This is a genomic window from Methylobacterium sp. CM6257, from assembly GCF_054611515.1.
Map to the genome: position 1 here is coordinate 4,001,587 of NZ_CM137735.1, position 26,030 is coordinate 4,027,616.

The window sequence follows — 26,030 nt, forward strand, 5'->3', positions numbered from 1 at the left end:
AAACCGCCTCGCGACGGGGGACCGGGCGCGATGCTGAACCGTGCCGTGATCGCGATCCTCGTCCTCGCGGCCGCCGCGTTCCTGTTCTACGTGGCGAACCTCGCCCGCGACGCGCTCTCACCGAACGAGCCCTACGCGGCCAGCATCGGGCTGACGCTCAGCCAATGTGCCGCCGCCCAGGACGGCCTCTCGCCCGAGGACGCGCGCCGCTACTGCCGGCGTCCGGTGCCGAAGCGGCTGTGATGCGGTCCCGATTGCGACGCGATCTGAGGCGGGACCGAAACGCGAGCCACCCCAGGAGACGGCGCCTGGGGCGGCTTTCGACGGAGCGACCGGTTCGATCGGGCTGGGGATGCCCAGCCGAAGGCCAGGGCAGGACCGCTCAGTAGCTGCCGAACTTGTAATTGACGCCCACGCGGCCGAGCGCGCCCTCGTTCTGGAAGCGCGTCGCGAAGGTGCTGGCGCCCCGCCCGACCGGCAGGACCGGGATCGTGCGGCCGCCGAGATCGTAGTAGAGCGCTTCGCCCTTCACCGTCACCGCGTTGGAGCGGAAGACATTCAGGACGGAATCGGTGGGCAGGGCGTACTCGACGCCGCCACCGACTGCGTAGCCGGTCTCGGTGCGTGAGCGGTTGCCGAGGAAGATCGGCTGGTCTGACAGCTGGAAGGGGCTGGTGCGGTAAGTCTCGCCCGCATAGGCGAAGCCGCCGGTCGCGTAGAACAGGGTGCGGTCGACGGCGTAGCCGACGCGCCCGCGCACGGTCCCGAGATAGTCGCCGGACTGGCGGTAGGTATTGATGCCGGGGATGGTGCTGCTGAAGCCGTAGTTGCGCCGGAGATCGGTGTAGGCCGCATCAGCCTCGACGCCGACGACGAAGCCCGAGCCGGGCGTGAGCTGGTAATTGTAGCCGAGCTGGCCGCCGCCGGTGAAGCCGTCGCGCGGCAGCGTGACCGTGCTCGTGTAGCTGCCGATCGGAGACCCATCGGACCACCGGAACACGCCTTCCGTGTTCGCCTCGTCCTTGGTTGAGGCGATGTAACCGGCGTTGAGGCCGAAGTATGCGCCCGTCCACGTGAAGACCGGAACAGGTACCGGGGCCGGTGGCAGAGCGCGGCGGGGCAGATCTGCGGCCGAGGCAGCGGCCGTCAAGGCTGCAAAGATTGCCGCCGATGGAATGATTTTGTTCACGTCTGACCTTCCAGGAACACAAAACCTGGGCCGACGTACAGAAACATTGCGCGAGAGTAATTACCCACGCGTTTTATGGCAGGGTTCCAGCGCCGATGGTCTTGAGGATGGTGCCGAATGGATTGGCACCGCTCAGGCGCGCGGTGTCGACGACGGTGCGAATGGCGGCCTCGCCCTCAGCCGCCCACATGGCGCGGTAGCCGTTGGTCACCTTCCGCTGCACGACGGCCGGACGAAGCAGCCGCTCGGAGCCGTTATTCGTCGGTTCGACCTTTCCGGGATAGGCGAGGAAGACCAGGAGCTGATCGCGCGCGCGGCTGATCTTGGCCTGCAGGTCGCGGGTCAGGTCACAGCGGCTCGGCGTGGCCAGGATGGCGCCGAGTTGCCGATCCAAGCTGCGGCGCTTGGCCGAGAGCGTCGAGGCAGCCAAGTCGGTGACGCGTTCGGCCAGGGCGAACACGCTCTGCAACCAGAGTTGCAGGCGCCAGGGGACGGGATCGTCGCTGGCCTCGACGACATAGGCGACATCGCGGGCCAGATGCGCCAGCCAGGTCTGGTGCTCGGCCGCGTGGCCCTGTTGGGCCGTGTAGCGGTTCGAGATCCACACCGCCGGTCGGTGGCCATCCATCATCTCCCGCACCACGACGGCGCCGCGCGTCGGGGAGGCCGTGTGCACCACGGCTTGCGCCGAGTGGAAGAGCCAGTGGTAGGCGGTGGAGCCCTCGATCCGCACGCCGGTTTCGTCGCAGGCGACAACCTCGGCCTTGCGCAGGGTCGCGATGGCTGCGTCACGACCGGCACGGAAGCAGCCTTGCGCGCGGCGGAGCAGGTTCATCAGCCCGCCCTGGCTCAGCGCCAGGCCGAACAGGTCGGACAGTGCCGCCTGCAGCCGTTCGTAGGAGAGCGCCTGAAAGGTCTTCAGGTACGTCGCCACCGCGTGCAGCCGTGGGCCGAACGGGGTGGCGCGCGCCGCTTCCGGCACCGGTGCGACGACCCGCTCCCCGCAACTCGGGCAACGGACCGCGAGCCGGCGGTGCTGCGTCACGAGCGGCGCCACCGCGGGCAGCTCGATTTGCTCAGAGACGCTGACGATCTCTGCCGGAAGAGCGGCGTGTAGGCTGCCGCCGCAGCACGCGCACGCCAAGGGACGATGCTCGACGATCGTACCGGGATCGGTGCTCAGCACCCGGCTGTGACCCTCGTGACCGGGCTTGGCGCCGCCGGGCTTGGACTGCGCGCGCTGCTCTTTGCGATCCGTCGTGGGCGGCTTGGACGAGGTCCGCGAAGTCTTCTCTGGCCGCTGCAGCCGCAGCACCAGCTCGATTAGCTCCTCGCGGCTCAGCCGTTCCAGTTCGCTGCGGCCCATCTCACAAGGGAATCAGCGAAATCCGACGCGCACAAGAGCCGACCAGCGCAAGAGGCAAGCTCGGCTCGGCAAGGAGCGCAGCCGCGGGCGTTCAACCGACGATCGATCCACCCCGTGGGTAATTACGCGCGAGAGTCTGTGTCGCATGCGCAACATCTATTCTGAAGTATATTCGAAAAATATTAGGCCTGTAAACTTATATATTTGGTTAAATTCCGCAAATATCCCTCTAATTTTGGGTAATAATTCTGGTTGATGATTACATTGTACAGTTCGTGAGTCGGACGAACATTCTGAGGCGTCGAGGGCGCCGATGCCGATCCAGCACGGCATGGTGCAGAAGCGAGAGCGGCGCCCGATCGGACTTCGATCGGGCGCCGCTCTCAAATCCTGAGCCTTGATGTGCCGTCTTGCGCCGGAACGGCATGCGCTCCGGTGGCACGTTCTCTAGTGGTCGTGCTTGCAGCCGGGGCCGTGGACGTGCCCGTGGTGATCGTGGTCGTGGGCATGCACGTGGCTGGGCGCATGGTCATGGGCGTGGCCATGGTCGTGACTGTGACCGTGCGCCTGGTGATCATGCCCGTGATGGTCATGGCCATGATCGTGGCCGCAGGTGCTGTGGTCGTGCGCGGCGCGCTCGGGCCGGAAGGCACGGGAGACCGGGGTCGCCACACAGCCCTGGCCGCGGATCAATTCGGCGGTGGCCGGAGAGGCCGGGACATAGAGGACGTCCGCGGCAATCTCGGCGGGCACATGGTTGCCGCCGAGCTGCCAGGCCAGCCGCATCAGCCGGGCCGGGTTCTCGGCGCGCACCTCAAGGAGCGCCTCCGCGGCAGCCCGCACCGCGACGAGACGGCCATCGTCGAGACGGAGCGCGTCCCCGTCCTCAAGGATTGCGGCCTTGGCGAGCGCCACCGCGAAGCCGAGCCCGCCTTCGGCGACCAGCGATCCGGCGGTCGCGGTCCGGCCTGCATGGTCGAGGCTCACCGTATCGGCGACGCGGTCGGCCCGCACCGCGGCCCGGCGGACGATCGTGGTGGCTGTGGGCATGGGATCCTCGGACAGGGTGCCGCGGCGCCCCGCAAGGAGCACCGCCTCAGGCCGGTGGCATAGGGCGAGACGGGAACCGGGCGCAACTGCGCACGCGCGGTGTGGAACCTTGGCCATATAGTCGACATTTGATTCCTGCTAAGCTCGGCGCGATCCGCCACGATCACGGCCAAGAGCCGGACCGGATGCACAAGGGAGTCCTGGGGACCATGAAGAAGCTGACCGCCGCCGCCCTCGCCACCATCGCCGCCCTCTCGCTCGGCGCCTGCAACACCCCGGAGGACCGGGCGCTCGGCGGTGCGGGCCTCGGCGCGCTCACCGGCGCGGCGATCGGCGCGGCCGCCACGGGCCGGGCGGGCGGTGCGTTGGCGGGCGCGGCGATCGGTGGCGCCGGCGGCGCCATCGTGGGCGCCTCGACCGCGCCGCGCTGCCCCTACGGGACCTACCGCGACGCCTACGGCAACATCTACTGCCGCTGAGCCGCGGGAGGGGCCGGGCGCGTCCCGGCCCTTCCTCACGGCTTGAGGAGCGGCTATCCCGGCGCTCGGCCGGGCGCGTCCCCGGTGCCGGACGCATGCCGCCCACGATGACCGCACCGAATCCACGATTCACGCCGGGATCGGCGGACCGATGACCCCGGGCACCAAGGCTCAGGGGGTCTGGGGCAAGATCGGCGGAGCCGGCATCGGCCTCGCGATCGGCGGCCCCCTCGGGGCGCTGCTCGGGGGCGTCGCGGGGCATTTCCTGCTCGACCGGGTCGGTGCCCCCTTCGGCCGGACGCCCCGGGACGTCGTGTTCACCACCGGTCTGGTGGCGCTGGCCGCCAAGATGGCCAAGTCCGACGGCGTCGTGCTGCCCTCCGAGGTGGAAGCCTTCGGCCGCGTCGTGCAGGTCGAGCCCGCCGCGCGGCCGGGCGTCGAGCGGCTGTTCGATCTGGCGAAGAAGACCACGAACGGCTTCGAGGCCTACGCGCGCCAACTGGCCACGACCTTCGGTGACGAGCCCGCCCTGCTCGAAGATGTGCTCGACGGCCTGTTCCAGATCGCGGGCGCCGACGGGGCGCTCCATGAGGCGGAGGAGCGGTACCTGCGCGCCGTCTCGGGCATCTTCGGCTTCGACGAGGCCGCGTTCCAGCGCATCGCCGCCCGGCACGTGCGGCTGCCGGACGATCCCTACCTCGTCCTCGGGCTCGACCGCGACGTGGACGAGGCGGCCCTGAAGGCGCGCCACCGCGCCCTGGTGGCCGAGCACCACCCCGACCGGGCCCTGGCCCGCGGCCTGCCCGCGGAGGCCGTGGCGATCGCGACGCGGCGCCTCGCTGCGATCAACGCCGCCTACGACCGGATCGCGCAGGAGCGCGGGTTGCGGTGAGCCTCGTTCCGGACAGCTCCCTCGCCCGCCGCGTCGCCCCCTCGCCGAACCACGGCGCGCGCCGCACGGCGCGTCCCGACATGCTGGTCCTGCACTACACCGGCATGGAGAGCGGGGCCGCCGCGCTGGCGCGGCTGCGCGACCCACTGAGCGAGGTTTCCGCGCATTACCTCGTGTTCGAGGATGGCGGGATCGTCCAGATGGTGCCGGAGGCCCGCCGGGCCTGGCACGCGGGCGCGGGCGCCTGGAAGGGCGAGACGGACATCAATTCCCGCTCCATCGGAATCGAGATCGTCCATCCGGGCCATGCCGGCGGGCTGCCGCCCTTCCCGGAGGCGCAGATCGAGGCGATCATCGCGCTGGCCCGGGACATTCTCGGCCGCTGGCCGATCCCGCCGGAGCGGGTGCTGGCCCATTCCGACATCGCGCCCGAGCGCAAGGAGGATCCGGGCGAGACCTTTCCGTGGGACCGCCTCGCGGCCGCGGGGGTCGGCCATTTCGTGCCACCCGCCCGCCTCCGGGACGGCCGCTTCCTCGCGCAGGGCGATGCCGGCCAGCCCGTGGAGGCGCTGCAGGCGATGTTCGCCCTCTACGGCTACGACCTTCCGGTGTCCGGGAGCTTCGAGGCGCGCACGCACGCGGTCGTCACGGCGTTCCAGCGCCATTTCCGGCAGGCGCGCGTGGATGGCGTGGCCGACGCCTCGACCATCACCACCCTGCGCGACCTCATCGCGGCCCTGCCGGCGGCCTGAGGGTCCGCGGCGACTCGACGGTCGAGGTGACCGCTCAGGCCCGGTGGGCCCGAGCTTCGTGCCGGGGCGCCCGCTCCGGGACGTCCAGGGGCAGCGCGTCGACGCGCGTCCGCCACAGGCTGTAGGCGACACCGACGGCCAGCAGCGCCAGGGTCACCACCAGCGAGACCCAGGGCGGTACGGTGAGGAGCCCGAACGTGTCGGCGACCACGATCTTGGCGCCGATGAAGATCAGGATGAAGGCGAGCGCGGTCTTGAGATAGGCGAACCGGTCCACCATCGCGGCGAGGGCGAAGTAGAGGGCCCGGAGCCCCAGGATCGCGAAGATGTTGGAGGTGTAGACCACGAACGTGTCGGTGGTGATCGCGAAGATCGCCGGCACGCTGTCGACGGCGAAGATCACGTCGGCGCCGTTGACCAGCACCAGGGCGAGCGCCAGCGGCGTGAACCACAGGGCCACCCGGCCGGTCTTCGGGTCGGTCTTGCGCACCGTGAAGCGCTGGCCGTGCAGGTCGGGGGTGACCCGGAAGCTCGTCTTGAACCAGCGCACGACGGCGCTGTTGCGGAAGTCACCTTCCTCCTCGCCGCCCGAGAGCAGGATCTTCAGGCCCGCGTAGATCAGGAAGGCGGCGAAGAGCGAGAGCACCCAGTGGACCTGATGCACCAGGGCCGCGCCGAGCCCGATCATCAGGCCGCGCAACAGGACCGCACCCAGGATGCCCCAGAGCAGGACCCGGTGCTGGGCCACCCGCGGGACGCCCAAGGCGGTGAGGATCATGGCGATGACGAAGACGTTGTCCATCGACAGCGACTTCTCGACCACGAGTCCGGTGACGTATTCCTCGCCCGCCTGATGCCCGAGGTACCACCAGATCCAGCCGCCGAAGGCGAGGCCGAGGGCGAGGTAGAAGCCGGTGAGCAGGAGGCTCTCCCGCACCCCGATCTCGTGCTCCTTGTCCCTGTGCAGGAGCCCCAGATCGAAGGCGAGCAGGCAGGCGATCAGGACGTGGAAGCCGAGCCACATCCACAACGGCTTGCCGAGCCATTCGACGGTGAGGACGTCCATCATGGGCGGGACCTGATGCTGATTCCGGACGGAAAGCATCGGCTCCGACATCACGGGCGCTGGGAAGCGCCCGCCAGAGGGGCCCGCAGCCGATGGGTTCGAGGTAAGAGGCGATCCGGGCGAATCAAGGGCACGATCGGGGCCGGGCACGCTGCGCCTCACGCGTCTCCGGACGGTTTCATCAGCACCAAGCCGTGACGATCAGGACCGCCGTGGAGGCCGAGCAGGTAGGCGCCCATGGCGCCGATGCCTGTCCAAACCGTGTAGGCGGTGCCCAGCGGCAGGCTGCGCATGGCGAGCGCCGGCAGCACGAAGCTGCCGAGCGCGGCCGCCACCGTGACGACGCTCGGGACGGGTTGGGTGAAGCCCTGGCAGCGCTTCGTCGCGCAGGTCCAGACCACCTCCAAGAGACCCGCCGCGCGCAGGATCAGCCAAGCCGAGATTTGGCTCTCACGCGTGGCTGTCGGCGGACGGGCGGGCGTCGGGCTTCGGCGACGTGCGCTCCCCCAGGGGGCGCTCCTCCATCAGCGCCAGGAACGCGAAGGCCGCCAGCAGGCCGAGGCAGGCGGCCAGGAAGACGTAGCGGAAGGTCAGGGCGAGGCGGGCCGGATCGGCGCCGCGGATCAGGCTCTCCACGTCGTGGCCTCCCGCCGCACCGCCCGCGGCCCCGCCGAGCAGGATCGTGCCGAAGGCTGCCACGATCAGGGCGCCTCCCAGCGAGCGGAAGAAGTTCATCGAGGCCGTGGCGATGCCGAGCTGGTGGCGCGCTACCGCGTTCTGGATCGCGATGGTGGAGAGCGGCAGGATCGTTCCGATCCCCATGGAGAGCAGCGCGAACAGCACCTCCATCAGCCAGAAGGGCAGCGCCCGACCCTGCCAGGCGATGAGGGCGCAGCAGGCGAGGCTGACGCTCATCATCGCCAGCGGCACGCGCTTGTAGTGCCGGAAATAGATCATCGACCGACCCGACAGGGTGGCGCCCGTGACGGTGCCGATCATCAGCGGCACCAGGGCCACGCCGGATTCGCTCGCCGAGAGGCCGATCACGCCTTCGAGGAAGATCGGCACGTAGATGGTGAGCCCGATGAAGGTGCCCATGGCGAAGCAGGCGGCGAGCGTCGCGCTGTAGACCACTTGGTTCTTCAGCACCTCGGTGGGGATCAGCGGCTCGGGCGCGGTGGCGAGCCGCGCCGCGAAGCCGGCGCCCAGCACCGTCGCCAGCGCGAGGAGGCCGAGGACCGGCGCCGAGCTCCACGGGTAGCGCACGCCGCCCCAGCTCAGGGCGAGCAGGAGGGTGATCGAGCCCAGCACCATCAGGGCGGCCCCGGGCCAGTCCAGCCGGTGCTGGCGGTCGTGGCGCGGCAGGCGCTTCAGGTTGGCGTTGGTCAGCGCGAAGGCGAGGACGCCGATCGGCAGGTTGATCCAGAAGATCAGCGACCAGTGCAGGTGCTGGGCGAAGAAGCCCCCGAGCAGCGGCCCCGCCACCGAGGCCGCCACGAACACGCCCGCGATCACCACCTGGTAGCGTGCCCGCTCCTTGGGCGACATGATGTCGGCCAGGATGGTCTGCGCCAGGGCGATCAGCCCGCCGCCGCCGATGCCCTGGAGGCCCCGGGCCAGCGCCAGGGTCACCATCGTGGGAGCCAGCGCGCAGGCGAGCGAGCCGAGCACGAAGGTCGTGATGGCGATCAGCAGCATGATCCGCCGGCCGTGGATGTCGGAGAGCTTGCCGTAGAGCGGCGTCACCGCCGTGGAGGCCAGCAGGTAGGCGGTGACGATCCAGGGGAGGTTGGCGGCGTCGCCGAGCGCGAGCCCGATGGTCGGCATCGCGGTCGCCACGATGGTCTGGTCGAGGGCCGCGAGCAGCATCGCGGTCATCAGCCCGAAGACGATCGCGCGGATCTCGGCGGGGCCGAGGCGGTCCTGCGGGGTGCCGGGCTGCGCCTTGATCTGCGCCTGGATCTCGGTGACGGCGACGGGGCTGGCCACGTGTCGGAGAGCCTCTGATCCGGGCCGCGCCTGCCGGTCGTCCGGGGCGGACGGGGCCTGGGCGGCGTGAGGAGGGGACGCGGACGGCCCGCGGCCGCGCGTCGGGCCGCCGATATCCACGCGGCCCGGGATCGGGAAGAACCTATGGTCGGGCGTGCCCGGTTCTTAGCGCAACGCCGCGGGGCGGCCCATGGCGCGCGGTGCGTGTCGGCCCTTCTCCCTTGACAGGGACCGGCGGCCTGTCGCTCTCCGGGCGGATGCCGGAGGACACGAATGCAATCGCCATCGTGGGCGGCGGGCCTGCGGGCCTCGCTGCGGCCGAGGTGCTGGCCCAGGCCGGACGCGCGGTCGCGGTCTACGAGCGCATGCCGTCGGTCGCCCGCAAGCTGCTGATCGCCGGGCGCGGCGGCCTCAACATCACCCACAGCGAGAAGCGGGCGGACTTCCTCGCCCGCTACCATCCGCCAGGATACCTCGACGCCGCCATCGCGGCGTTCCCGCCCGACGCGCTGCGGGCCTGGTGCGCGGAGCTCGGCGAACCGACCTTCGTCGGCTCGAGCGGGCGCGTCTTCCCGCAGAGCTTCAAGGCCTCGCCGCTGTTGCGGGCGTGGCTCGCGCGGCTCGACCGCCTCGGCGTCCGGATCCGCACCCGCCACCGGCTCACGGCGATCGGTGAGGGCCTGCGGTTCGAGACCCCGGATGGTCCCCTCTCCGTCCGGCCCCGGGCAGCCCTCCTGGCGCTCGGCGGGGCGAGCTGGCCGCGGCTCGGCTCGGACGGGCGCTGGGTGCCGCTCCTCGAAAGGCTCGGCGTGGCGGTGGCGCCCCTGCGCCCGGCCAATGCCGGGTTCGCGGTGGCGTGGTCCGATCTGTTCCGGGAGCGGTTTCCCGGCGCGCCGCTGAAGCGGGTGGCCCTCGCCTGCGACGGCTTCACGGTGCGGGGTGAGGCCGTGGTCACGGCATCCGGTCTCGAGGGTGGGGCGATCTACGCCCTCTCGCGCGTCGTGCGCGAGGCGATCGCGGCCCGGGGCAGCGCGCGGCTGGTCGTGGATCTGCGTCCCGACCTGACCCGGGACGCCCTCGCCCGCCGCCTGTCGGGCGCCCGGCCCGGCGACTCGGCCGCGACCCGGCTGCGCAAGGCCGCGGGCCTCGCCCCCGTGGCCGCGGGCCTGCTGCGCGAGGCGGCCGGCGCCGCCCTCCCGGCGGATCCCGAGGCGCTCGCCGGGCTGATCAAGGCCGCGCCCCTGACCCTCACCGCCTCCGCGCCGATCGAGCGGGCGATCTCGACGGCGGGCGGCGTCCGGCTCGACGCCCTCGACGGGCGGTCCATGCTGCGCGGCCATCCCGGCCTGTTCCTGGCCGGGGAGATGCTCGACTGGGAGGCCCCGACCGGCGGCTACCTGCTCCAGGGCGCCTTCGCGGGCGGCCGGGCGGCCGCCGCCGGGATGCTCGACTGGCTGCGCGAGACCGGCGGCTGAGACGCCAGGTTTCCGATCCGCATCGTCCTGTCCCGAAACCCGGCGGCCACCTTTCGGGACGATGCTCTATGGCCGCGTGCAGAACCCGACGATGCCGGACGCCTCCGCCGGGCAGCTGGCGCCCTCCCCGTCATAGACCGGCGCGCCGCCCTTGAGGCAGTGGGCGGTGACCAGCGTCTCACCGGCCTCGCAGGTCACCGCGCAGCCGCCCGCACAGTCGTTCTTGCGCACCGGCCGCAAGGGTGAGGCCGCGGCCTCACCCCTCGGGCCCGGCGCACCCTGCGGTCCGGCCTGGCCCCTGGGACCCGGGTGCCCCTGGATGCCCGGGGCTCCCGGCTCGCCCTTCGGACCCGGTACGCCCTGCGGACCGACCGAGCCCTGGGGACCGGTCTCCCCTTTCGGACCGGGCTCGCCCTGTGGGCCTGCATCACCCTTGGGGCCTTGGTCTCCCTTAGGTCCTTGGTCTCCCTTGGGCCCTTGGTCTCCCTTGGCGCCCGGCTCACCCTTGGCGCCCTGCTCACCTTTGGGACCCGTCTCGCCGGGCGGCCCTGCGACGCCCTGGGGACCGGGCGGTCCCGGCGGTCCCTCGGGGGCGCAATTCGCCACCACCGCCTCGCGCTCGTCCGGGTCGGATTTCAGCGTCACCACGCAGGTCGAGGGCCGGTAGGGAAGCCGGAAAGTGAAGCGTCCGCGCCGGTCGGCCTGGACCGAGATGTCGTCGTCCAGCACCACGATCGCGCCCGGTTTGCGCACCGAGCCCGAGATCCGCAGGTCCCCGGCCTCGATCCGCGCGTCGTAGACCATGATCGGCTGGCTCGGGGCCTGCGTCTGCCGGACTCGCGGCCGGGCCGGGCGCGGCCGCGCCGCAGCGGACGCGTCCGGTGCCGCGGCTCCCGGATCCGCCGGCTGCTGGGCGAAAGCCGCCCCCGACAGGGCGAGCAGGATCGTCAGGGCAAGAACTGGGCGCATGCGCGGTCCGTATCGACCGCGTCACGCACGCGGCTCCCGACTTTGGTCTCGCGCCATGGTTGGGGTCAACCGTGGCTGTCGGACCCTGTGGGTCAGCCGAGTCCACACGCGTCCACACCCATCCACAGGCCAAGCGGCTGCGCCGACGCGGGATTCCAACACCCCGCGGAAACGGTTTGAATATGTTCTTGTTATGTTCGTATCGTCCGCCATGACCGGAGCTGACGGAGATGGGGCTGGACCCTGCGGACGAGACCGAGCGGGACCCCGCGCAGGGCGATCCCCGGGCGCGTCTGGCCGCCCTGCGGGCGCGCCTCGCGCCGCCGGTCGGCGGCCGGGACCTGCGTCCGGTCCTCCCGCTGGATCTGCCCGCCCTCGACGCTCACCTGCCGGGGGGAGGCCTCGTCCTCGGGCCGCCCCACGAGATCGCGCCGGCCGAGCCCGCGGACGGGGTCGCAGCCCTCGGCTTCGCCCTGGCGCTCTGCGCCCGTCACCTCGCCGCGAGGCCCGGGGAGGCACTGATCGCCGCCGCGCCCGGCCAGCCCCTGCCCTACGGCCACGGCTTGGCCGGCCTCGGTCTCGACCCCGCCCGGCTGCTGCTGCTGGAAGCCGGCGACGACGCGGAGGTGTTCCGCGCGCTGGAGTCGGCCCTGCACGCGCGCAGCCTCACGGCCGTCGTCGGCCTCCTGCGGGACGGCCTGCCGTTGAAACCGGGTCGGCGCCTGCAACTCGCCGCGGAGGGTCCCTCCCCGCCGCTTCTGCTCATCCTGCGGCCGGCGCCGGCCGGGCTGCCCAACGGGGCCGCCACCCGCTGGCGGATCGCCGCGGCGCCGGCGGCGCGGGACCGGTTCGGCACCCTCGACAGGCCGCGCTGGCGGGCCCGGCTCGAACGCTGCCGCAACGGGCGGGGCGGCGACTGGCTTCTGGAGTGGGACCATGCCGCGCATCGTCTGCATCTGCCTGAGCCACTGGCCGGTGACGCGGCTGCGGCGGGCCGGTCTCGCGCCTGAGGAGGGACCCCTGGTCGTTACGGCCGAGGGAGCCGGTGGCCTGCGACTGGTTGCCCTCGACCCGCAGGCCCGTGCCCTGGGGTTGAGGCCCGGCGAACCCCTCGGCCGCGTCCGGGCGCGGATCGGCGTGCCGCTCCAGGTCTATCCCGCCGACCCGGCTGCCGACCGGGACTCCCTGCTGCGCCTCTGCCGCTGGGCGGGGGGCTACGCGCCGCTCGTGGCGCCGTTCGGGCCGGCCGAGGCGGCGGACGGCCTCTACATCGACGTCGCCGGGGCGAGCCACCTGCGCGGCGGCGAGGCGAACCTCGTCGACGATCTCGCCGGACGCCTCATGCGGGCGAAGATCCCCGCGCGGATCGCGCTCGCCGACACGCCCGGTGCCGCCTTCGCGCTGGCCAGCCATGGCGGGGTCGACCGGAGCGTCGTGCCGCCGGGCGGGGCAGCCGAGGCTCTGCGGGCTTTCCCCGTCGAGGCCCTGCGGCTCGATCCGGGCACGGTCTCGGGCCTGAAGCGGCTCGGCCTGCGCCGGATCGGCGAGCTCGATGCCCTCCCCCGCGGCCCCCTCGCCCGCCGCTTCGGGGAGGCCCTGCTGTTGCGGCTCGACCAGGCCCTGGCGCGCCGGCCCGAGCCGCTGGCGTCCCTGCCGGACGAGGCTGCCTACGCCGCCGCCCGCGGCTTCCTCGACCCGATCGGCCGGCAGTCGGACATCGTCCGGACCGCCCGGGACCTGATGGCGGAGATCGCCCCCCGGTTGGAGCGGGACGGGCTCGGCGCCTGCGCCCTGCGTCTCGCCCTCCACCGGGTCGACGGGGTCGTGCGGGCCCTCGATCTCGGCCTGTCCCGCCCCGAGCGCTGTTCCGAGCGGGTCGCGGCCCTCGTCTCCCTGCGCCTGGACAGGATGGGATCCGCCCTCGATGCCGGCTTCGGCTTCGAGACGGTGGCGCTCGCCGCCACGGTGACGGGCGCCCTGCCGGCCCGCCAGACGGATCTCGGTGCCGCGATGGAAGGGGACGGGGTCGGGTTCCTGGCCGACGCCCTGGCGCAGCGCCTCGGGCGGACGCTGCTGCGCCTGGAGCCGCGGGCGAGCCATCTCCCGGAGCGGGCGGCCTGCGCCCGTGACTGGGTTGCCGACGAGGGGCGAGGATTAGCGGCGACAGAGAGTGGCCGGACACGTGCGCGTCGCCCTCCCCCCTCTGCGGGGCTACCGGACTCACACATCGGCACTGCCAAAGCGCGGCCGGTCCCCTCTCCCGTACGGGAGAGGGGGCCCGCGCTCCGTTCTGAGCCGGTGTTGTCGGACCCAATGTGCGAATCCGGCAGCCCCGCAGAGGGGAGAAGGGCACGTGCCGCTGCCGAGGTGAACCACCCTGCGCGCCTCAGGCCATCCGAGGCTCAGGGCGCCGACCCATCCTGGCCCGACCACCTGCCGCCCCGGCCCCTGGTTCTGTTCCCCCGCGGCGAGGCCGCCCTCGACGTGCTCTCCACCGTGCCCGAGGGACCGCCCCGGCGCTTCCGCTGGCGCGCGCAGGTCCACCGGGTCGCCCATGCCGAGGGGCCGGAGCGGATCGCCGCCGAATGGTGGCGCGAGCCTGGAGAAGACCGCGACTACTACCGCATCGAGTGCGAGGCCGGGCACCGGCTCTGGCTCTACCGCGACGGGCCGCACGCCCCCGACCGTCCGGCCGCGTGGTACGTCCACGGGCTGTTCGCGTGAGCGGCTCCGAGATCCCGTACGCCGAACTCGCCGTCACCACGAACTTCTCGTTCCTGCACGGCGCCGCGCACCCGCAGGAATACGTCGTGCAGGGGGCGGCCTACGGCCTCGCGGCCATCGGCATCGCCGACCGCAACACCGTGGCCGGCGTGGTGCGGGCGCACGCGGCGGCGCGGGCGCTCGAAGCGGAGGGCACGCGGATCCGGATCCTGCCGGGGGTGCGCCTCGTCACCGAGGAGGGGTTCGAGGCCGTCACCTACCCGATGGACCGGGCGGCCTGGGGCCGCCTCTGCCGGCTGCTCACCCTGGGCAACCGGCGCGTCCGAAAGGGTGACTGCCGGTTCAGCTTCGCCGAGATGCTGGAGGCCGCCGAGGGGCAGATGTTCATCGCGATGCCGCCGGCCCGGCGCCTGCCGGAGGGGTTCCGGGCGCGGCTGGAGGCGCTCGCCGCCGCGGCTCCGGGGTGGACCTGGCTCGGGGCGAGTCACGCGCGCTGCGGTGACGAGCGGCGCCGCCTCGGGCTCCTCGCCGAGCTGGGCGCGGCCGCAGGCGCCCCGATGGTCGCGGTCTCGGACGCGCTCTACCACCTTCCCGAGCGGCGTCCGCTCCAGGACGTGGTCACCTGCATCCGTGCGGGCTGCCGGATCGGGGAGGCCGGCTACCGCCTGGAGGCCAATGCCGAGCGCCACCTGAAGCCCCCCGCCGAGATGGCGCGGCTCTTCGCCGATCATCCGGAGGCGCTCGCCCGCACCGTCGAGATCGCGCAGGCCTGCGACTTCTGCCTGTCGCAGCTGCGCTACGAGTATCCCGACGAGCCGGTGCCGCCGGGGCGCACGCCGCAGGAATACCTGGAGGAGAAGACCTGGGAGCGGGCGCGCTGGCGCTACGCGGGCGACATCCCGGCCTCCGTCGCGGCGACTTTGCGCGAGGAGCTGCGGCTCATCGCCAAGATGGACTACGCCCGCTACTTCCTGACCCTGTTCGACGTGGTCGAGTTCGCCCGCGGCCAGGGCATCCTCTGCCAGGGCCGCGGCTCGGCGGCCAATTCCGCCGTCTGCTTCTGCCTCGGCATCACCGCGGTGGATCCGTCGAAGCACCGGCTGCTCTTCGCCCGCTTCATCTCGGAGAACCGGGGCGAGCCCCCCGACATCGACGTCGATTTCGAGCACGAGCGCCGCGAGGAGGTGATCCAGCACCTCTACGCCCGCTACGGGCGGGAGCGCGCCGCGCTCTGCGCCACGGTAATCCACTACCGGCCGCGCATGGCGATCCGCGAGGTCGGGAAGGTCCTCGGGCTCTCCGAGGACGTGACCGCGGCGATCGCCGACACCGTCTGGGGTTCCTGGGGCAGCGGCATGCCGGACCAGCACGTGCGCGAGGCCGGCCTCGATCCGGCGAACCCCGCGATCCGGCAGGCTTTGGACCTCGCCCACCAGCTGATCGGTTTCCCCCGCCACCTGTCGCAGCATGTCGGCGGCTTCGTGCTGACCCGGGGCCGTCTCGACGAGACCGTGCCGGTGGGCAACGGCGCCATGGCGGACCGCACCTTCATCGAGTGGGACAAGGACGACATCGACGCGATCGGCCTGATGAAGGTCGACGTGCTGGCGCTCGGCATGCTGACCTGCCTCAAGCGCGGCCTCGATTTCCTGGAGAAGGACCACGGGGTCTTCTACGAGACGCTGGCCGACCTGCCGCAGGACGACCCCGAGACCTACGCGATGCTGGCGAAGGCCGATTCCGTCGGCGTGTTCCAGGTCGAGAGCCGGGCGCAGATGTCGATGCTGCCGCGCCTGAAGCCCAAGGAGTTCTACGATCTCGTGGTGCAGGTGGCGATCGTGCGCCCCGGCCCGATCCAGGGCGACATGGTCCATCCCTACCTGCGCCGCCGCTCCGGGATCGACCCGGTGGAGTACCCCGCGCCGCACCCGGACCACGGGCCGGCGGACGAGCTGAAGGAGGTCCTGCAGAAGACCTACGGGGTCCCGCTCTTCCAGGAGCACGCCATGCAGATCGCCATCACGGCGGCGGGCTTCACCCCGGCCGAGGCCGACGGGCTGCGCCGGGCGATGGCGACCTTCCGCCATGTCGGCTCGATCGGCGGCTTCGCGGAAAAGTTCGTCGGCGGCATGACCCGCCGGGGCTACCCGAAGGACTTCGCCGAGCGCTGCTTCGCGCAGATCCGGGGCTTCTCCACCTACGGTTTCCCGGAGAGCCACGCGGCGAGCTTCGCGCTCCTCGTCTACGCCTCGGCCTGGATGAAATGCCGGCACCCCGACGTCTTCCTGGCCGCGATCCTCAACGCCCAGCCCATGGGCTTCTACCAGCCCGCCCAGCTCGTCCGCGACGCCCGCGCCCACGGCGTCGAGGTGCGGGGCGTCTGCGTCAACGCCAGCGACTGGGACTGTACCCTGGAGCCGGCCGGAGATCCGGCGCTGCACGCCGTGCGGATCGGCCTGCGGCTGGTGCGCGGCCTGCCCCAGGCCGCGATGCGTCGGCTCGTGCGGCTGCGGGCCAACGGCTATGCCAGCATCGAGGGCCTGCAGGCGGCCCTCGCCCTGCCCCGCAACACCCTGGAGCGGCTGGCCGAGGCGGACGCCTTCCGGTCGCTCGGCCTCGACCGGCGCGCCGCCCTCTGGATGGTGCGTACCCTGGAGGGGACCTCGGCCCGCAAGGCCGCCAAGGCCGATCCGAGCGAGCGCCGCGCCCACCTGTTGGACGCGCCCCTGCCGCTCTTCGCGTGGCACGCCGATGACGGCCTGTTCCGGCACGAGCCGGCGGTGGACCTGCCGTCCCTGGCCCCGTCGGAGGCGGTAGCCGAGGATTACGCCGCCACCGGCCTGTCGCTGCAGGGGCATCCGGCCGCCTTCTTCCGGGGACGGCTCGCCCGGATCGGCGCGATCCCGGCCCGGGCCCATCTCGATCCGGCCCTGCCCCAGGGCGCGCGGGTCACGGTGGCGGGCCTCGTGCTGATCCGCCAGCGGCCGGGCACCGCCAAGGGCGTGGTCTTCCTGACCCTGGAGGACGAGACCGGCATCGCCAACGTGATCGTCTGGAAGACGGTGTTCGAGGCCAACCGTCGGGTCGCCATGCAGGCCCGGTTCCTCGCCGTGCGCGGCCGGATCCAGCGGGCGGGCGGCGTGGTCCATATCGTGGCGGAGGGGTTTCGCGATCTCACCGCGTCCCTGCGCGACCTGCGCGAGGCCGGGATGAAGCTGCCCCCCGAGAACACGGATTTCGGCGTCCCGCCGGACCGGCGCGTGTACCGCAGCCGGGATTTCCACTGATGAACGCCCCTCGACAGGCCCTGCGCCGCGCGTAGAGTGCCCGCATGTCAAGCTTCGCCGTCCCGCGCCTCCTCCTCGCCGCCTGCGCGGCCCTGCCGCTCCTGGCGGTTCAAGCCAGGGCCGACAGCTGCGACGACCTCGCCCGCCAGATCGCCGGCGCAATCGGCGGCAAGGTCGGCAAGCGCGCCGGGCCGAGCATCGACATCCGCATGGCCGGCCCGATCAAGTTCGACGTGACCTGCCGGGCCGAGCCGATCGTGCAGGCCACATCCGCCGAACCGACCCCGTCAGCGACCTTCTTCCGCGACCTGTCGACGGCCTCCGAGATCCTGATCGGCGAGTCCGCCGCCACCGTCGAGCCGATCATCGCCAACGCCTACCGGACCTCGCTGTCGGAGCGGCGCAAGTCGTTCATCCAGCAGAACGGCTGGTCGGCCTCCTGCTACACCGACCCGGGCAGCACCACGATGCGGACCCTGTGCTCGGTGGGGCGCATCCCGCCGGAATGAGGCGGGCCTGACCCGGCAGGATGCGTGCGGAAGCGGGGCCGCTCAGTACTCGATCACGCCGTCCAGGGCGTAGTGCTTCACGGTCTTCCGGTTGGCGATCAGCTCGTCCACCGTCGGCTCGCCCTTGAGGGCGCGGGCGATGGCGAGCTTCGTCGCCTCGTAGTTCGTCCGGTAGAGGTCCTTCTGGTCGAGGTTGTCGTCCTCGGCGCAGCGCGGATCGAGCCAGATCATGATGATCATGCACAGCTCGTCGAGCCCGTCCTTGGGCAGGATGCCCTCGATGATGCAGTCCACGATCGCGTCGCCGGTGGCCGCCTGGACCACGCCGCCGAGCAGCTCGACGTACTCGGCCGTGTGGATGGTGGCCTTGGTGGTCATCATCGTGGCCGGACGCACCAGCTGGTTGAGGTCGCGCACCACGAACATCCGGGTGTGGCCCTGAACCTGCCCCATCATCGACGCGAAGGCCTGGCCCACCGGCCCGCGCACCGAGCCGATCAGCACCTCCGGCATGGCGTCGGTGTACTGGCCCTCGGCCGCCAGCACCGTGGCCTCGCCCGCGCGGAACCAGATCTCTTGCATGTTCGAACTCCACCTGATCGGAGCCCGCGGGAGACATCATCGCGCCGCCCGCGTCAATGAGCTCAGAGCAGGCCGACCCCGTCGAGCACGCCGACCGGCGCGAAGGCGATGGTGATCCCCGAGACGGTGTAGACCACGCATTTGTAGGTCCCCGCCACCCGCTTCCCCTCCGGCAGAGCCCGTGTCGCCAGAAGGATCAGGAAGCCGAGCGCCAGGGGCAGGAGCAGCGCGTTCATCACCTCCACGGCGACGTTGCGGGCCACGAGGTTCGGCACGAGCTGCACGGCGACCGCCCCGCCACGACCACGGGCGTGAAGGCGCCGTAGAAGGCCGGTGCCTCCAGGGGCGACTGCTCCAGGGAGTGCGGCTTGCCGGTCACGTCGCCGAAGCCCCAGGCCAGCGCCAGGGCCACCACGTCCAGCGCCACGAAGGCCGCCGCGATGAGGCTGCCGATATCCGTGTCGGCGAGCATCACGAGGAGTCCAGGGCCGGCGGTCTTGAGGAACGCGTTCAGGCGAGGCAGGGAAGCGCTTGGCACGGCTCGGGAACAGTCCCGGGCGCGGGCAGTTCCGGGCGGGAGCCTGCGGCGTTTTCCCGGGGCGCGCGGGAGGATGTGTGATGGCGGAGAGCACGGATCGGGGCGCCGGCTGGAGCCTCCAGGCGAGTCCCGTGCCCGACGGGGTGCGGCTGGAACTCGCCCTGTCCGATCTCGGCGGAAGCCCGGTCACGGCCGCGATCGTGCTCGATCGGGCGGAGGCCCGCGCCTTCGCCCGCGCCTTGCTGGCGGCGGCCGGCGACGCGGCCGAGCGCACCTTCCCGAAGCCGGGTGCCTGACCGGCGCGGCAGCGCCGGGCCGCGGTTCAGCGCAGGATCAGGCCCGGATTGCGGCCCGGCAGACGCGGCACCACGGTGCCGCGCTTCTCGATGGGCGCGTCGCACGCGTAGGCGAACTCGGTCTTCAGCGGATCGAACACCGTCTCGCCGGTGATCCGGCAATCCTCGCGCACGGTCTCGTCGAGATAGGCGCGGGCGGCCGTGCGGAAGCGCTTCACCCGGGTCGCCTCCGGCTCGGGATCGATCCGGGCCTCGCTGAGATTGCAGCCGGCATATTCGCGCAGGGCGTTCGAGACGATCAGCATCCTGCGCAACTGCCGGTTGTCATAGACCTCGTAGGGCTCCTTGCAGCCGATGGTGACCACCTGCGGCGTGAGGGCCACGTAGTTGCGCGAGATGTACGCGAAGCCGGTGGTGCAGCCGGCCAGCGCCAAGCCCAGGGCGACCAAGCCGAGGGGCAGCAGAGCCGCGGGTCGTCGCATCCTCGTCATCCCAGCCCGATTCCAGCCCGTCCCGGATCCGCCGCCCTCTCTGGCGGGACACCGGGATGCATTGAAACGGCTCCGCTTGCGCCGTCAAATCGTTTCTCGCCACGCCCGGGCCGCGGCAGCGCGAGCGTGGCCGTATTGTGCTTGCGGAACACTTGCGGAACGTTTAGCCTGTTCGTGATTTGTTTCCGAGACCGTCCCGAGGCGGTCCGCCAAGCCGCGAGGCCCCCGTCGATGCTCACGCGCAAGCAGCTGGACCTCCTGCGATTCATCCAGAGTCGCATGCAGGAATGCGGCGTCCCCCCCTCGTTCGACGAGATGAAGGACGCGCTCGACCTCAAGTCGAAATCGGGCATCCACCGGCTGATCACGGCCCTGGAGGAGCGCGGTTTCCTGCGGCGCCTCCCGAATCGCGCGCGCGCCATCGAGGTGATCCGTATCCCCGAGAGCCTGACCGGTCAGGCCGCCGCACCTGCGGCGGAGCCGCGCCGCTTCACCCCGAGCGTGGTCGAGGGCGGCAAGTCCAAGCAGCCGCCGATGCCGGCCAGCACGCGGATGATCGATGAGGCCGGCCGCGCCGTCTCGATTCCCGTGATGGGCCGGATCGCGGCCGGTACGCCGGTCTCGGCGATCCAGAACCAGAGCCACGCCATCACCCTCTCGCCGGACTTCCTGGCGGGCGGCGAGCACTACGCCCTGGAGGTGCGGGGCGATTCGATGGTGGAGGCCGGCATCCTCGACGGCGACCTCGTGGTGATCCGCAAGCAGGAGACGGCCAACACCGGCGACATCATCGTGGCCCTGATCGACGACGAGGAGGCGACGCTCAAGCGCCTGCGCCGCCGCGGCTCCTCGATCGCCCTCGAGGCCGCCAACCCGGCCTACGAGACGCGCGTGCTTGGTCCCGACCGGGTCCGGATCCAGGGCCGGCTCGTCAGCCTCGTCCGCCGCTACTGAGGCGGCTCGGCCGGCCCGTCATCGGGGATGATCCTGCCCCCGGACGCGTCGGCCTCTGACGGAGTTGCCGCCACCGGCTCTCGCGCGGCACCGTTCCCATCCGCACGTGCGATCGCCGGGGGCTCTGCCGGGCGCGGGCGCCAGGGGAGGGAGCGGCCGCCGTCGCGGGCGTAATGCGCCGTGAAGCCCTCGGTCTCGGCCCGGAGGGCCACGGCCCCGCGGGCGGCCAGGACGCGACGGTCGATCACCAGAGGCCCCGTGCAGGTCGGCGGCGCGGCGAGTCCGGTGATCAGCACGGCGGCCCGGGCGCAATCCTCCGAAAAGGCGCGTCGGTCCCGGACCAGGGCCACCGCCCGTCCGTCCGGTAGCTGCGCCGTGCAGCCGAGCCGATCGCACCGCCCGCCCGGCTGCGAGCCGATCATCGCGTTGGCTCGCCGCCCGTCACCATCTGCCTTCAGCCACTGCTCCAGCACGAAGGCGGACGGCTTGCCCAGCACCGTGAGCCGGCCGTCGGGGCTCCGCACGGCAGCGCCCCCGCCTTGCCGGTCGACGTAGAGGTCGTAGCGTTCCGGCAGGGCGGCGAGCCAGAGTCCGAACAGAACGGGCGGCAGCGCGAGCCAGCGCAGGCGCGAGGCCGGAAGCGTCGCCAGCAGCAATCCCGCCGTCAGCAGAGTCAGCGCGCCGGTGCCGAAAGCCGGCAGCACGAGGGTCGCCCGCTCGAACCCGGCGATCCATTCGGAGATCGCCAGCATGCCGCCGACGGCCTGCCCCATGAGCCACCAGATCGGCCGGTCGAGGGCGAAGGGATAGGCCAGGATCCCGATGACCGCGGACGGCATCACCACGAGGGAGACGAGCGGCAGGGTCAGGGCGTTGCCGACGAGTCCGAGTGGCTGGATCGTCTGGAAATGATAGGTGGCGAAGGGCGCGGTCGCGACCTGCGCCACCAGGGTCGTGGCCAGCGTGCCGGTGACTGCCGAGAGGCCGGTGCCGACGAGCCGCCCGATCCGCCCCGCCCCGGGGCGCACGAAGAGGCGCCCGTCGATCAGCCGCGCGCAGGCGATCAGCCCGGCCACCGCCCCGAACGACATCTGGAAGCTCGGGCCGAGCAGGCCCTCCGGCTCGCGGGCCAGGGCGATCAGCGCGGACAGCGCGAGGTTGCGCATCGACAGGGCCGGCCGGTCCACCAGGATCGCGCCCAGCATGATCAGGGTCATGATCAGCGAGCGCTCGGCGGCGATGTCCCAGCCCGAGAAGGCGCAGTAGGCGGTTACCCCCGCCATGGCGAAGCCGGCGGCGATCTTCTTGATCGGCCAGAACAGCGCGCAGTAGGGCACGAGGGCGAGGACGGCCCGCACCAGCCAGAACACCACGCCGGCGGCCAGCACCATGTGCAGCCCCGAGATCGAGACCACGTGGTAGATGCCGGCAGCGCGGAGCGCATCGTTGGTCGCCGGACCGATCAGCCCGCGCTTGCCCGTCACCAGGGCCGCCGCCACCGCGCCCGCCTGGCCGCCTTCTGCCTGGGCGATCCGGCGGGTAAGCGCGTTGCGGGCCTCGTCCAGCATGGCGGCGAGCCGCAGGCCCAGGGGCGGCGGCTCCGAAGGCGCACGGACCGTGACCGCGCCGAGCAGCGAGCCAACCGCACCGATGCTCTGAAAATACGCGTCCCGGGCGAAGTCGTAGCCGCCGGGCCGAGCCGCCTCCGGGGGCGGAAGCAGCCGCGCGGTGGCGGCGATGACGTCCCCGGGCCGCGCGGTCGGCGTCTTGCGGAACGAGACCCGGACCCGGACGGGCCGCACCTCCGGCGCGAGCCCCGCGAAGCTCTCCACCCGGATCACCAGCCGGGCGCCGACCTCCCGGTCGTCCAGGGCCTCGACCGTCCCGGTGAGCGGGCCGATTGTGGTGCGAGCGAGGATCGGGGCCGCCACCTGCGAGACCCGCCAGGCCGCCGCCGCGAAGCCGAGGAACCCGGCCGCCAGGGTCAGCGCGGCGGCCAAGGCCGCCGGTCGCGCGCCGAGAATCGGCACCGGTGCCAGGGCGAGGGCCGCGCCGACCAGAGGGGCGGCGAGGATCGGGGCGCCGTCGGCGACCGCGAAGTAGACCAGGATGCCGGCGCCGAAGGCCACGGCCAGCCAGGGGAACAGGCGGCGCTGCTCGGCTTCCCGGGCGAGACCTGCGGTGACCCACGCGCCAAGTGCCGGAAGCGCCGCGGCACGCGGACCGGCCAGCGCCACGGCGCCCCCTGCCAGCCTCGCGCCGATCCGCCGCATTGCCGCCGTCCCGATCCGCGCGACCTGTGCCGACGGCCGGGCGATTCCTTCGGCGATTCTTAACGCACCGATCCGCCCGTGCTACAGTCGACGCTTCGTGCTACGGGCGCCCTGTCGAGCCCCTCGCCGCTCCACCGCCCTTTCGCGACTGTCCCCCGAACATACCGGACCGATGTCCTCAGCCGTCGTCACGCGCTTCGCCCCCTCGCCCACCGGCTACCTGCATATCGGCGGAGCCCGCACGGCGTTGTTCAACTGGCTCTATGCCCGCCACACCGGCGGCCGCATGCTGCTGCGCATCGAGGATACCGACCGGGAGCGCTCCACCAAGGGCGCGATCGACGCGATCCTCGACGGCTTGTCCTGGCTTGGCCTCGGCTGGGACGGGGACGTGATCTTCCAGTTCGCCCGGGCCGAGCGCCACCGGGCGGTGGCCGAGGAGCTGCTGGCATCGGGCCGCGCCTACCATTGCTACGCCACCGCCGAGGAGCTGGCGCAGATGCGGGAGACCGCCCGCGCGGAAGGGCGTCCGCCGCGCTACGACGGCCGCTGGCGCGATCGCGACCCGTCCGAGGCCCCGGCCGGCGTCAAACCGGTGATCCGTCTGCGCGCGCCGACCGAGGGCGAGACCGTGGTCGAGGACGCCGTGCAGGGCCGGGTGACCTGGGCCAACAAGGACCTCGACGACCTCGTCCTGCTGCGCTCGGACGGGACGCCGACCTACATGCTCGCCGTCGTGGTCGACGACCACGACATGGGCGTCACGCAGATCATCCGCGGCGATGACCACCTCACCAACGCCGCGCGCCAGAGCCAGATCTTCTCGGCCCTCGGCTGGGAGGTGCCCAAGATGGCCCATATCCCGCTGATCCACGGGTCCGACGGGGCCAAGCTCTCGAAGCGCCACGGCGCGCTCGGCGTCGAGGCCTACCGCGATCTCGGCTACCTGCCGGCGGCCCTGCGCAACTACCTCGTGCGGCTGGGCTGGAGCCACGGCGACCAGGAGGTCTTCTCCACCGAGGAGATGATCGCGGCCTTCGATCTCGGCTCGGTGGGGCGCTCGGCGGCCCGCTTCGACTTCGCCAAGCTCGCCAACCTCAACGGCCTCTACATCCGCACCAGCGCCGATGCCGACCTCGTGGCGGCGATCGAGACGATCCTGCCGAATGTCGGGCCCGAGCGCGGCCTCTCGGCGCCGCTCCAGCCCGCCCTCAAGGACAAGCTCACCCAGGCCATGCCGGGCCTGAAGGAGCGAGCCAAGACCCTGATCGAGCTCCTCGACAGCGCCTACTACCTCACGGCGCAGCGCCCGCTGGCGCTGGACGACAAGGCGCGCGCCCTCCTCTCCGACGATGGCCGCGCGCGCCTGGCCGGCGTGCGCCCGGCGCTCGAAGCCCTGACCGAGTGGAGCGCGGCGGCGACCGAGGGCGCGGTGCGCCAGTACGCGGAGGCCGCGGGCTGCAAACTCGGGCAGGTGGCCCAACCCCTGCGAGCGGCGCTTACCGGGCGCACCACCTCCCCGCCCCTGTTCGACGTGATGGCGGTGCTCGGCCGGGACGAGACCCTCGCCCGGCTCGGCGATCAGGTGTCGCAGGGCTGAGGGCGCGGCGGGTCGCGCCGGCGGGAACTGCGGGCCGCGGCCCGGATTTCGCTTGGCGTCGGGGTCGGGTTGTCACCCACCCCGTTGCTGCTGCAGTGCCGTTTGAGTAACCCAGGGCCTGTGAGCACCCGCAACATGACGCGGCGTGCTCCGGCCCCGGGCTCACCTCGGGCAGCCCGAGGCCGGCATCCGCCACGTCGCCAGAAAAGGGTCCACGATCCATGAGCGCATCCAGCACCATCACCGTGGACGGCAAGACGATCGAGCTGCCGGTGAAATCCGGCACGATCGGGCCGGACGTGATCGATATCGGCAAGCTCTACGCCCAGACCGGCGCCTTCACCTTCGACCCGGGCTTCACCTCGACCGCCTCGTGCGAATCGAAGATCACCTACATCGACGGCGACGAGGGCGTGCTGCTCTATCGCGGCTACCCGATCGAGCAGCTCGCCGAGAAGGGCGACTTCCTCGAGACCTGCTACCTGATGCTGTTCGGCACCCTGCCGACCGCCGCACAGAAGGCCGATTTCGACTACCGGGTCACGCGCCACACCATGGTGCATGACCAGATGAACCGGTTCTTCACCGGCTTCCGCCGCGACGCGCACCCCATGGCCGTGATGGTCGCCTCGGTCGGCGCGCTCTCGGCCTTCTACCACGACTCGACCGACATCACGGACGAGAGCCAGCGGCTGATCGCGTCGATCCGCATGATCGCCAAGATGCCGACGCTGGCGGCGATGGCCTTCAAGTACTCGATCGGCCAGCCGTTCGTGTATCCGAAGAACGACCTCGACTACACCTCGAACTTCCTGCGCATGTGCTACGCGGTGCCGTGCGAGGAGTACGAGGTGAACCCGGTCTTCGCGCGCGCCCTCGACAAGATCTTCATCCTGCACGCCGACCACGAGCAGAATGCCTCGACTTCGACGGTGCGGCTCGCCGGCTCCTCGGGTGCCAACCCCTTCGCCTGCATCGCGGCCGGCATCGCCTGCCTGTGGGGACCTGCCCATGGCGGCGCCAACGAGGCGGCGCTCAAGATGCTGATGGAGATCGGCACGCCCGAGAACGTCGGCAAGTACGTCGCCAAGGCCAAGGACAAGAACGATCCGTTCCGGCTGATGGGCTTCGGCCACCGGGTCTACAAGAACTACGACCCGCGCGCCCGGATCATGCAGAGCACCACCCACCAGGTGCTCAAGGAGCTCGGCAAGACCGACGATCCGCTGCTCCACGTCGCCATGGAACTGGAGCAGATCGCCCTGAAGGACGAGTACTTCATCGAGAAGAAGCTCTACCCGAACATCGATTTCTACTCGGGCATCACCCTCAAGGCGATGGGCTTCCCCACCGACATGTTCACGGTGCTGTTCGCGGTGGCCCGCACGGTGGGCTGGATCGCGCAATGGGCCGAGATGATCGAGGATCCCTCGCAGAAGATCGGCCGTCCGCGTCAGCTCTACGTGGGCCCGGCCCGGCGTGACTACGTGCCCGTGGACCAGCGCGGCTGAGCCGGAGCCTGTCCTTAGACGAGACCAACGGGGCGGCC

The 26,030-nt window shown here is 71.8% G+C and carries 25 protein-coding genes; 13 read left to right on the forward strand and 12 right to left on the reverse strand.

All coding sequences use genetic code 11. The annotated features are described in order from the left end of the window. Positions 1–30 precede the first annotated feature (30 nt). On the forward strand, positions 31–243 hold the full coding sequence (locus tag ACYCO6_RS19600) for a hypothetical protein (RefSeq protein WP_459762420.1): 213 nt from the start codon (positions 31–33) through the stop codon (positions 241–243). A 139-nt stretch (positions 244–382) separates the two neighbouring features. Here the strand turns inward: ACYCO6_RS19600 and ACYCO6_RS19605 are convergent, their stop codons facing one another. The 3 genes from ACYCO6_RS19605 to ACYCO6_RS19615 all read right to left on the reverse strand — a co-directional run bounded on the left by ACYCO6_RS19605 (position 383) and on the right by ACYCO6_RS19615 (position 3,605). Next, positions 383–1,189 (reverse strand): outer membrane protein, encoded by an 807-nt coding sequence (locus tag ACYCO6_RS19605; RefSeq protein WP_459762422.1) that lies wholly within the window; start codon positions 1,187–1,189, stop codon positions 383–385. 73 nt (positions 1,190–1,262) lie between these two features. Continuing rightward, complete coding sequence (tnpC, locus tag ACYCO6_RS19610; RefSeq protein WP_459762424.1) at positions 1,263–2,555, reverse strand: IS66 family transposase; 1,293 nt, start codon at positions 2,553–2,555, stop codon at positions 1,263–1,265. Between the two features lie 447 nt (positions 2,556–3,002). Next, on the reverse strand, positions 3,003–3,605 hold the full coding sequence (locus ACYCO6_RS19615; protein ID WP_459762426.1) for an urease accessory protein UreE: 603 nt from the start codon (positions 3,603–3,605) through the stop codon (positions 3,003–3,005). A 209-nt stretch (positions 3,606–3,814) separates the two neighbouring features. Between ACYCO6_RS19615 and ACYCO6_RS19620 the strand changes: the two genes are divergently transcribed. The 3 genes from ACYCO6_RS19620 (at position 3,815) to ACYCO6_RS19630 (ending at position 5,728) form a co-directional block, all read left to right on the forward strand. After that, entirely contained in the window at positions 3,815–4,084 is a 270-nt protein-coding gene (locus ACYCO6_RS19620; RefSeq protein WP_007560631.1) for a hypothetical protein, read from the forward strand. A 151-nt stretch (positions 4,085–4,235) separates the two neighbouring features. Then, positions 4,236–4,976, forward strand: coding sequence for a TerB family tellurite resistance protein (locus tag ACYCO6_RS19625; RefSeq protein ID WP_459762429.1), 741 nt, complete (start codon positions 4,236–4,238; stop codon positions 4,974–4,976). After that, positions 4,973–5,728 carry a peptidoglycan recognition protein family protein gene (locus tag ACYCO6_RS19630; protein ID WP_459762431.1) on the forward strand — a complete coding sequence of 252 codons (756 nt, stop codon included), beginning with the start codon at positions 4,973–4,975 and terminating at the stop codon, positions 5,726–5,728. Before ACYCO6_RS19625 ends, ACYCO6_RS19630 begins: the two co-directional genes overlap by 4 nt. A 34-nt stretch (positions 5,729–5,762) precedes the next feature. Here the strand turns inward: ACYCO6_RS19630 and ACYCO6_RS19635 are convergent, their stop codons facing one another. From ACYCO6_RS19635 to ACYCO6_RS19645, 3 genes are all read right to left on the reverse strand, one after another. Further along, complete coding sequence (locus tag ACYCO6_RS19635) at positions 5,763–6,797, reverse strand: TerC family protein (protein ID WP_459762433.1); 1,035 nt, start codon at positions 6,795–6,797, stop codon at positions 5,763–5,765. Between the two features lie 155 nt (positions 6,798–6,952). After that, complete coding sequence (locus ACYCO6_RS19640; protein WP_459773620.1) at positions 6,953–7,237, reverse strand: DMT family transporter; 285 nt, start codon at positions 7,235–7,237, stop codon at positions 6,953–6,955. Positions 7,238–7,244: 7 nt separating this feature from the next. Continuing rightward, on the reverse strand, positions 7,245–8,783 hold the full coding sequence (locus ACYCO6_RS19645; protein WP_459762435.1) for an MDR family MFS transporter: 1,539 nt from the start codon (positions 8,781–8,783) through the stop codon (positions 7,245–7,247). Between the two features lie 257 nt (positions 8,784–9,040). Between ACYCO6_RS19645 and ACYCO6_RS19650 the strand changes: the two genes are divergently transcribed. Then, positions 9,041–10,258, forward strand: a complete 1,218-nt coding sequence (locus ACYCO6_RS19650) for a TIGR03862 family flavoprotein (protein WP_459773622.1) — start codon at positions 9,041–9,043, stop codon at positions 10,256–10,258. Positions 10,259–10,324: 66 nt separating this feature from the next. On the opposite strand, the gene ACYCO6_RS19655 is transcribed toward ACYCO6_RS19650, so the two are convergent. Further along, a complete protein-coding gene (locus ACYCO6_RS19655; protein ID WP_459762437.1) occupies positions 10,325–11,227 on the reverse strand; it encodes a collagen-like protein in 903 nt (300 codons plus the stop codon). Between the two features lie 230 nt (positions 11,228–11,457). Between ACYCO6_RS19655 and ACYCO6_RS19660 the strand changes: the two genes are divergently transcribed. The 4 genes from ACYCO6_RS19660 to ACYCO6_RS19675 are packed head-to-tail and all read left to right on the forward strand — an operon-like array spanning position 11,458 to position 17,747. After that, on the forward strand, positions 11,458–12,237 hold the full coding sequence (locus tag ACYCO6_RS19660; RefSeq protein ID WP_459762439.1) for an ImuA family protein: 780 nt from the start codon (positions 11,458–11,460) through the stop codon (positions 12,235–12,237). Further along, positions 12,164–13,951 carry a DUF6504 family protein gene (locus tag ACYCO6_RS19665; protein ID WP_459762441.1) on the forward strand — a complete coding sequence of 596 codons (1,788 nt, stop codon included), beginning with the start codon at positions 12,164–12,166 and terminating at the stop codon, positions 13,949–13,951. The genes ACYCO6_RS19660 and ACYCO6_RS19665 overlap by 74 nt, the downstream gene beginning before the upstream one ends. Next, on the forward strand, positions 13,948–17,238 hold the full coding sequence (locus tag ACYCO6_RS19670) for an error-prone DNA polymerase (protein WP_459762443.1): 3,291 nt from the start codon (positions 13,948–13,950) through the stop codon (positions 17,236–17,238). Before ACYCO6_RS19665 ends, ACYCO6_RS19670 begins: the two co-directional genes overlap by 4 nt. Before the next feature lie 44 nt (positions 17,239–17,282). Beyond that, on the forward strand, positions 17,283–17,747 hold the full coding sequence (locus ACYCO6_RS19675) for a hypothetical protein (protein ID WP_459762445.1): 465 nt from the start codon (positions 17,283–17,285) through the stop codon (positions 17,745–17,747). 42 nt (positions 17,748–17,789) lie between these two features. Here the strand turns inward: ACYCO6_RS19675 and fae are convergent, their stop codons facing one another. The 3 genes from fae to ACYCO6_RS19690 all read right to left on the reverse strand — a co-directional run bounded on the left by fae (position 17,790) and on the right by ACYCO6_RS19690 (position 18,867). Continuing rightward, the gene (fae, locus tag ACYCO6_RS19680) at positions 17,790–18,329 is read right to left on the reverse strand and encodes a formaldehyde-activating enzyme (protein ID WP_012318995.1); all 540 of its coding nucleotides are present in this window, start codon (positions 18,327–18,329) and stop codon (positions 17,790–17,792) included. 62 nt (positions 18,330–18,391) lie between these two features. After that, the gene (locus tag ACYCO6_RS19685; RefSeq protein ID WP_459762448.1) at positions 18,392–18,565 is read right to left on the reverse strand and encodes a hypothetical protein; all 174 of its coding nucleotides are present in this window, start codon (positions 18,563–18,565) and stop codon (positions 18,392–18,394) included. Beyond that, entirely contained in the window at positions 18,565–18,867 is a 303-nt protein-coding gene (locus ACYCO6_RS19690) for a hypothetical protein (protein ID WP_459762450.1), read from the reverse strand. The genes ACYCO6_RS19685 and ACYCO6_RS19690 overlap by 1 nt, the downstream gene beginning before the upstream one ends. A gap of 80 nt (positions 18,868–18,947) precedes the next feature. Here ACYCO6_RS19690 and ACYCO6_RS19695 point away from each other — a divergent pair, with 80 nt between their 5' ends. Then, positions 18,948–19,163: a hypothetical protein gene (locus ACYCO6_RS19695; protein ID WP_459762452.1), complete on the forward strand. Its 216-nt coding sequence runs from the start codon at positions 18,948–18,950 to the stop codon at positions 19,161–19,163. Positions 19,164–19,189: 26 nt separating this feature from the next. On the opposite strand, the gene ACYCO6_RS19700 is transcribed toward ACYCO6_RS19695, so the two are convergent. Next, positions 19,190–19,645 (reverse strand): hypothetical protein, encoded by a 456-nt coding sequence (locus ACYCO6_RS19700; protein WP_459762454.1) that lies wholly within the window; start codon positions 19,643–19,645, stop codon positions 19,190–19,192. A gap of 240 nt (positions 19,646–19,885) precedes the next feature. On the opposite strand from ACYCO6_RS19700, the gene lexA reads away from it, so the two are divergent. Continuing rightward, entirely contained in the window at positions 19,886–20,608 is a 723-nt protein-coding gene (gene lexA / locus ACYCO6_RS19705) for a transcriptional repressor LexA (protein ID WP_459762456.1), read from the forward strand. On the opposite strand, the gene ACYCO6_RS19710 is transcribed toward lexA, so the two are convergent. Then, positions 20,602–22,881: a ComEC/Rec2 family competence protein gene (locus tag ACYCO6_RS19710; protein WP_459762458.1), complete on the reverse strand. Its 2,280-nt coding sequence runs from the start codon at positions 22,879–22,881 to the stop codon at positions 20,602–20,604. The two genes, lexA and ACYCO6_RS19710, sit on opposite strands and share 7 nt — an antisense overlap. A 172-nt stretch (positions 22,882–23,053) precedes the next feature. Here ACYCO6_RS19710 and gltX point away from each other — a divergent pair, with 172 nt between their 5' ends. Both gltX and gltA read left to right on the forward strand, forming a co-directional pair. After that, a complete protein-coding gene (gene gltX / locus ACYCO6_RS19715; protein ID WP_459762460.1) occupies positions 23,054–24,481 on the forward strand; it encodes a glutamate--tRNA ligase in 1,428 nt (475 codons plus the stop codon). 221 nt (positions 24,482–24,702) lie between these two features. Further along, entirely contained in the window at positions 24,703–25,992 is a 1,290-nt protein-coding gene (gene gltA / locus ACYCO6_RS19720; protein WP_459762462.1) for a citrate synthase, read from the forward strand. The last annotated feature ends 38 nt before the right edge of the window (positions 25,993–26,030 follow it).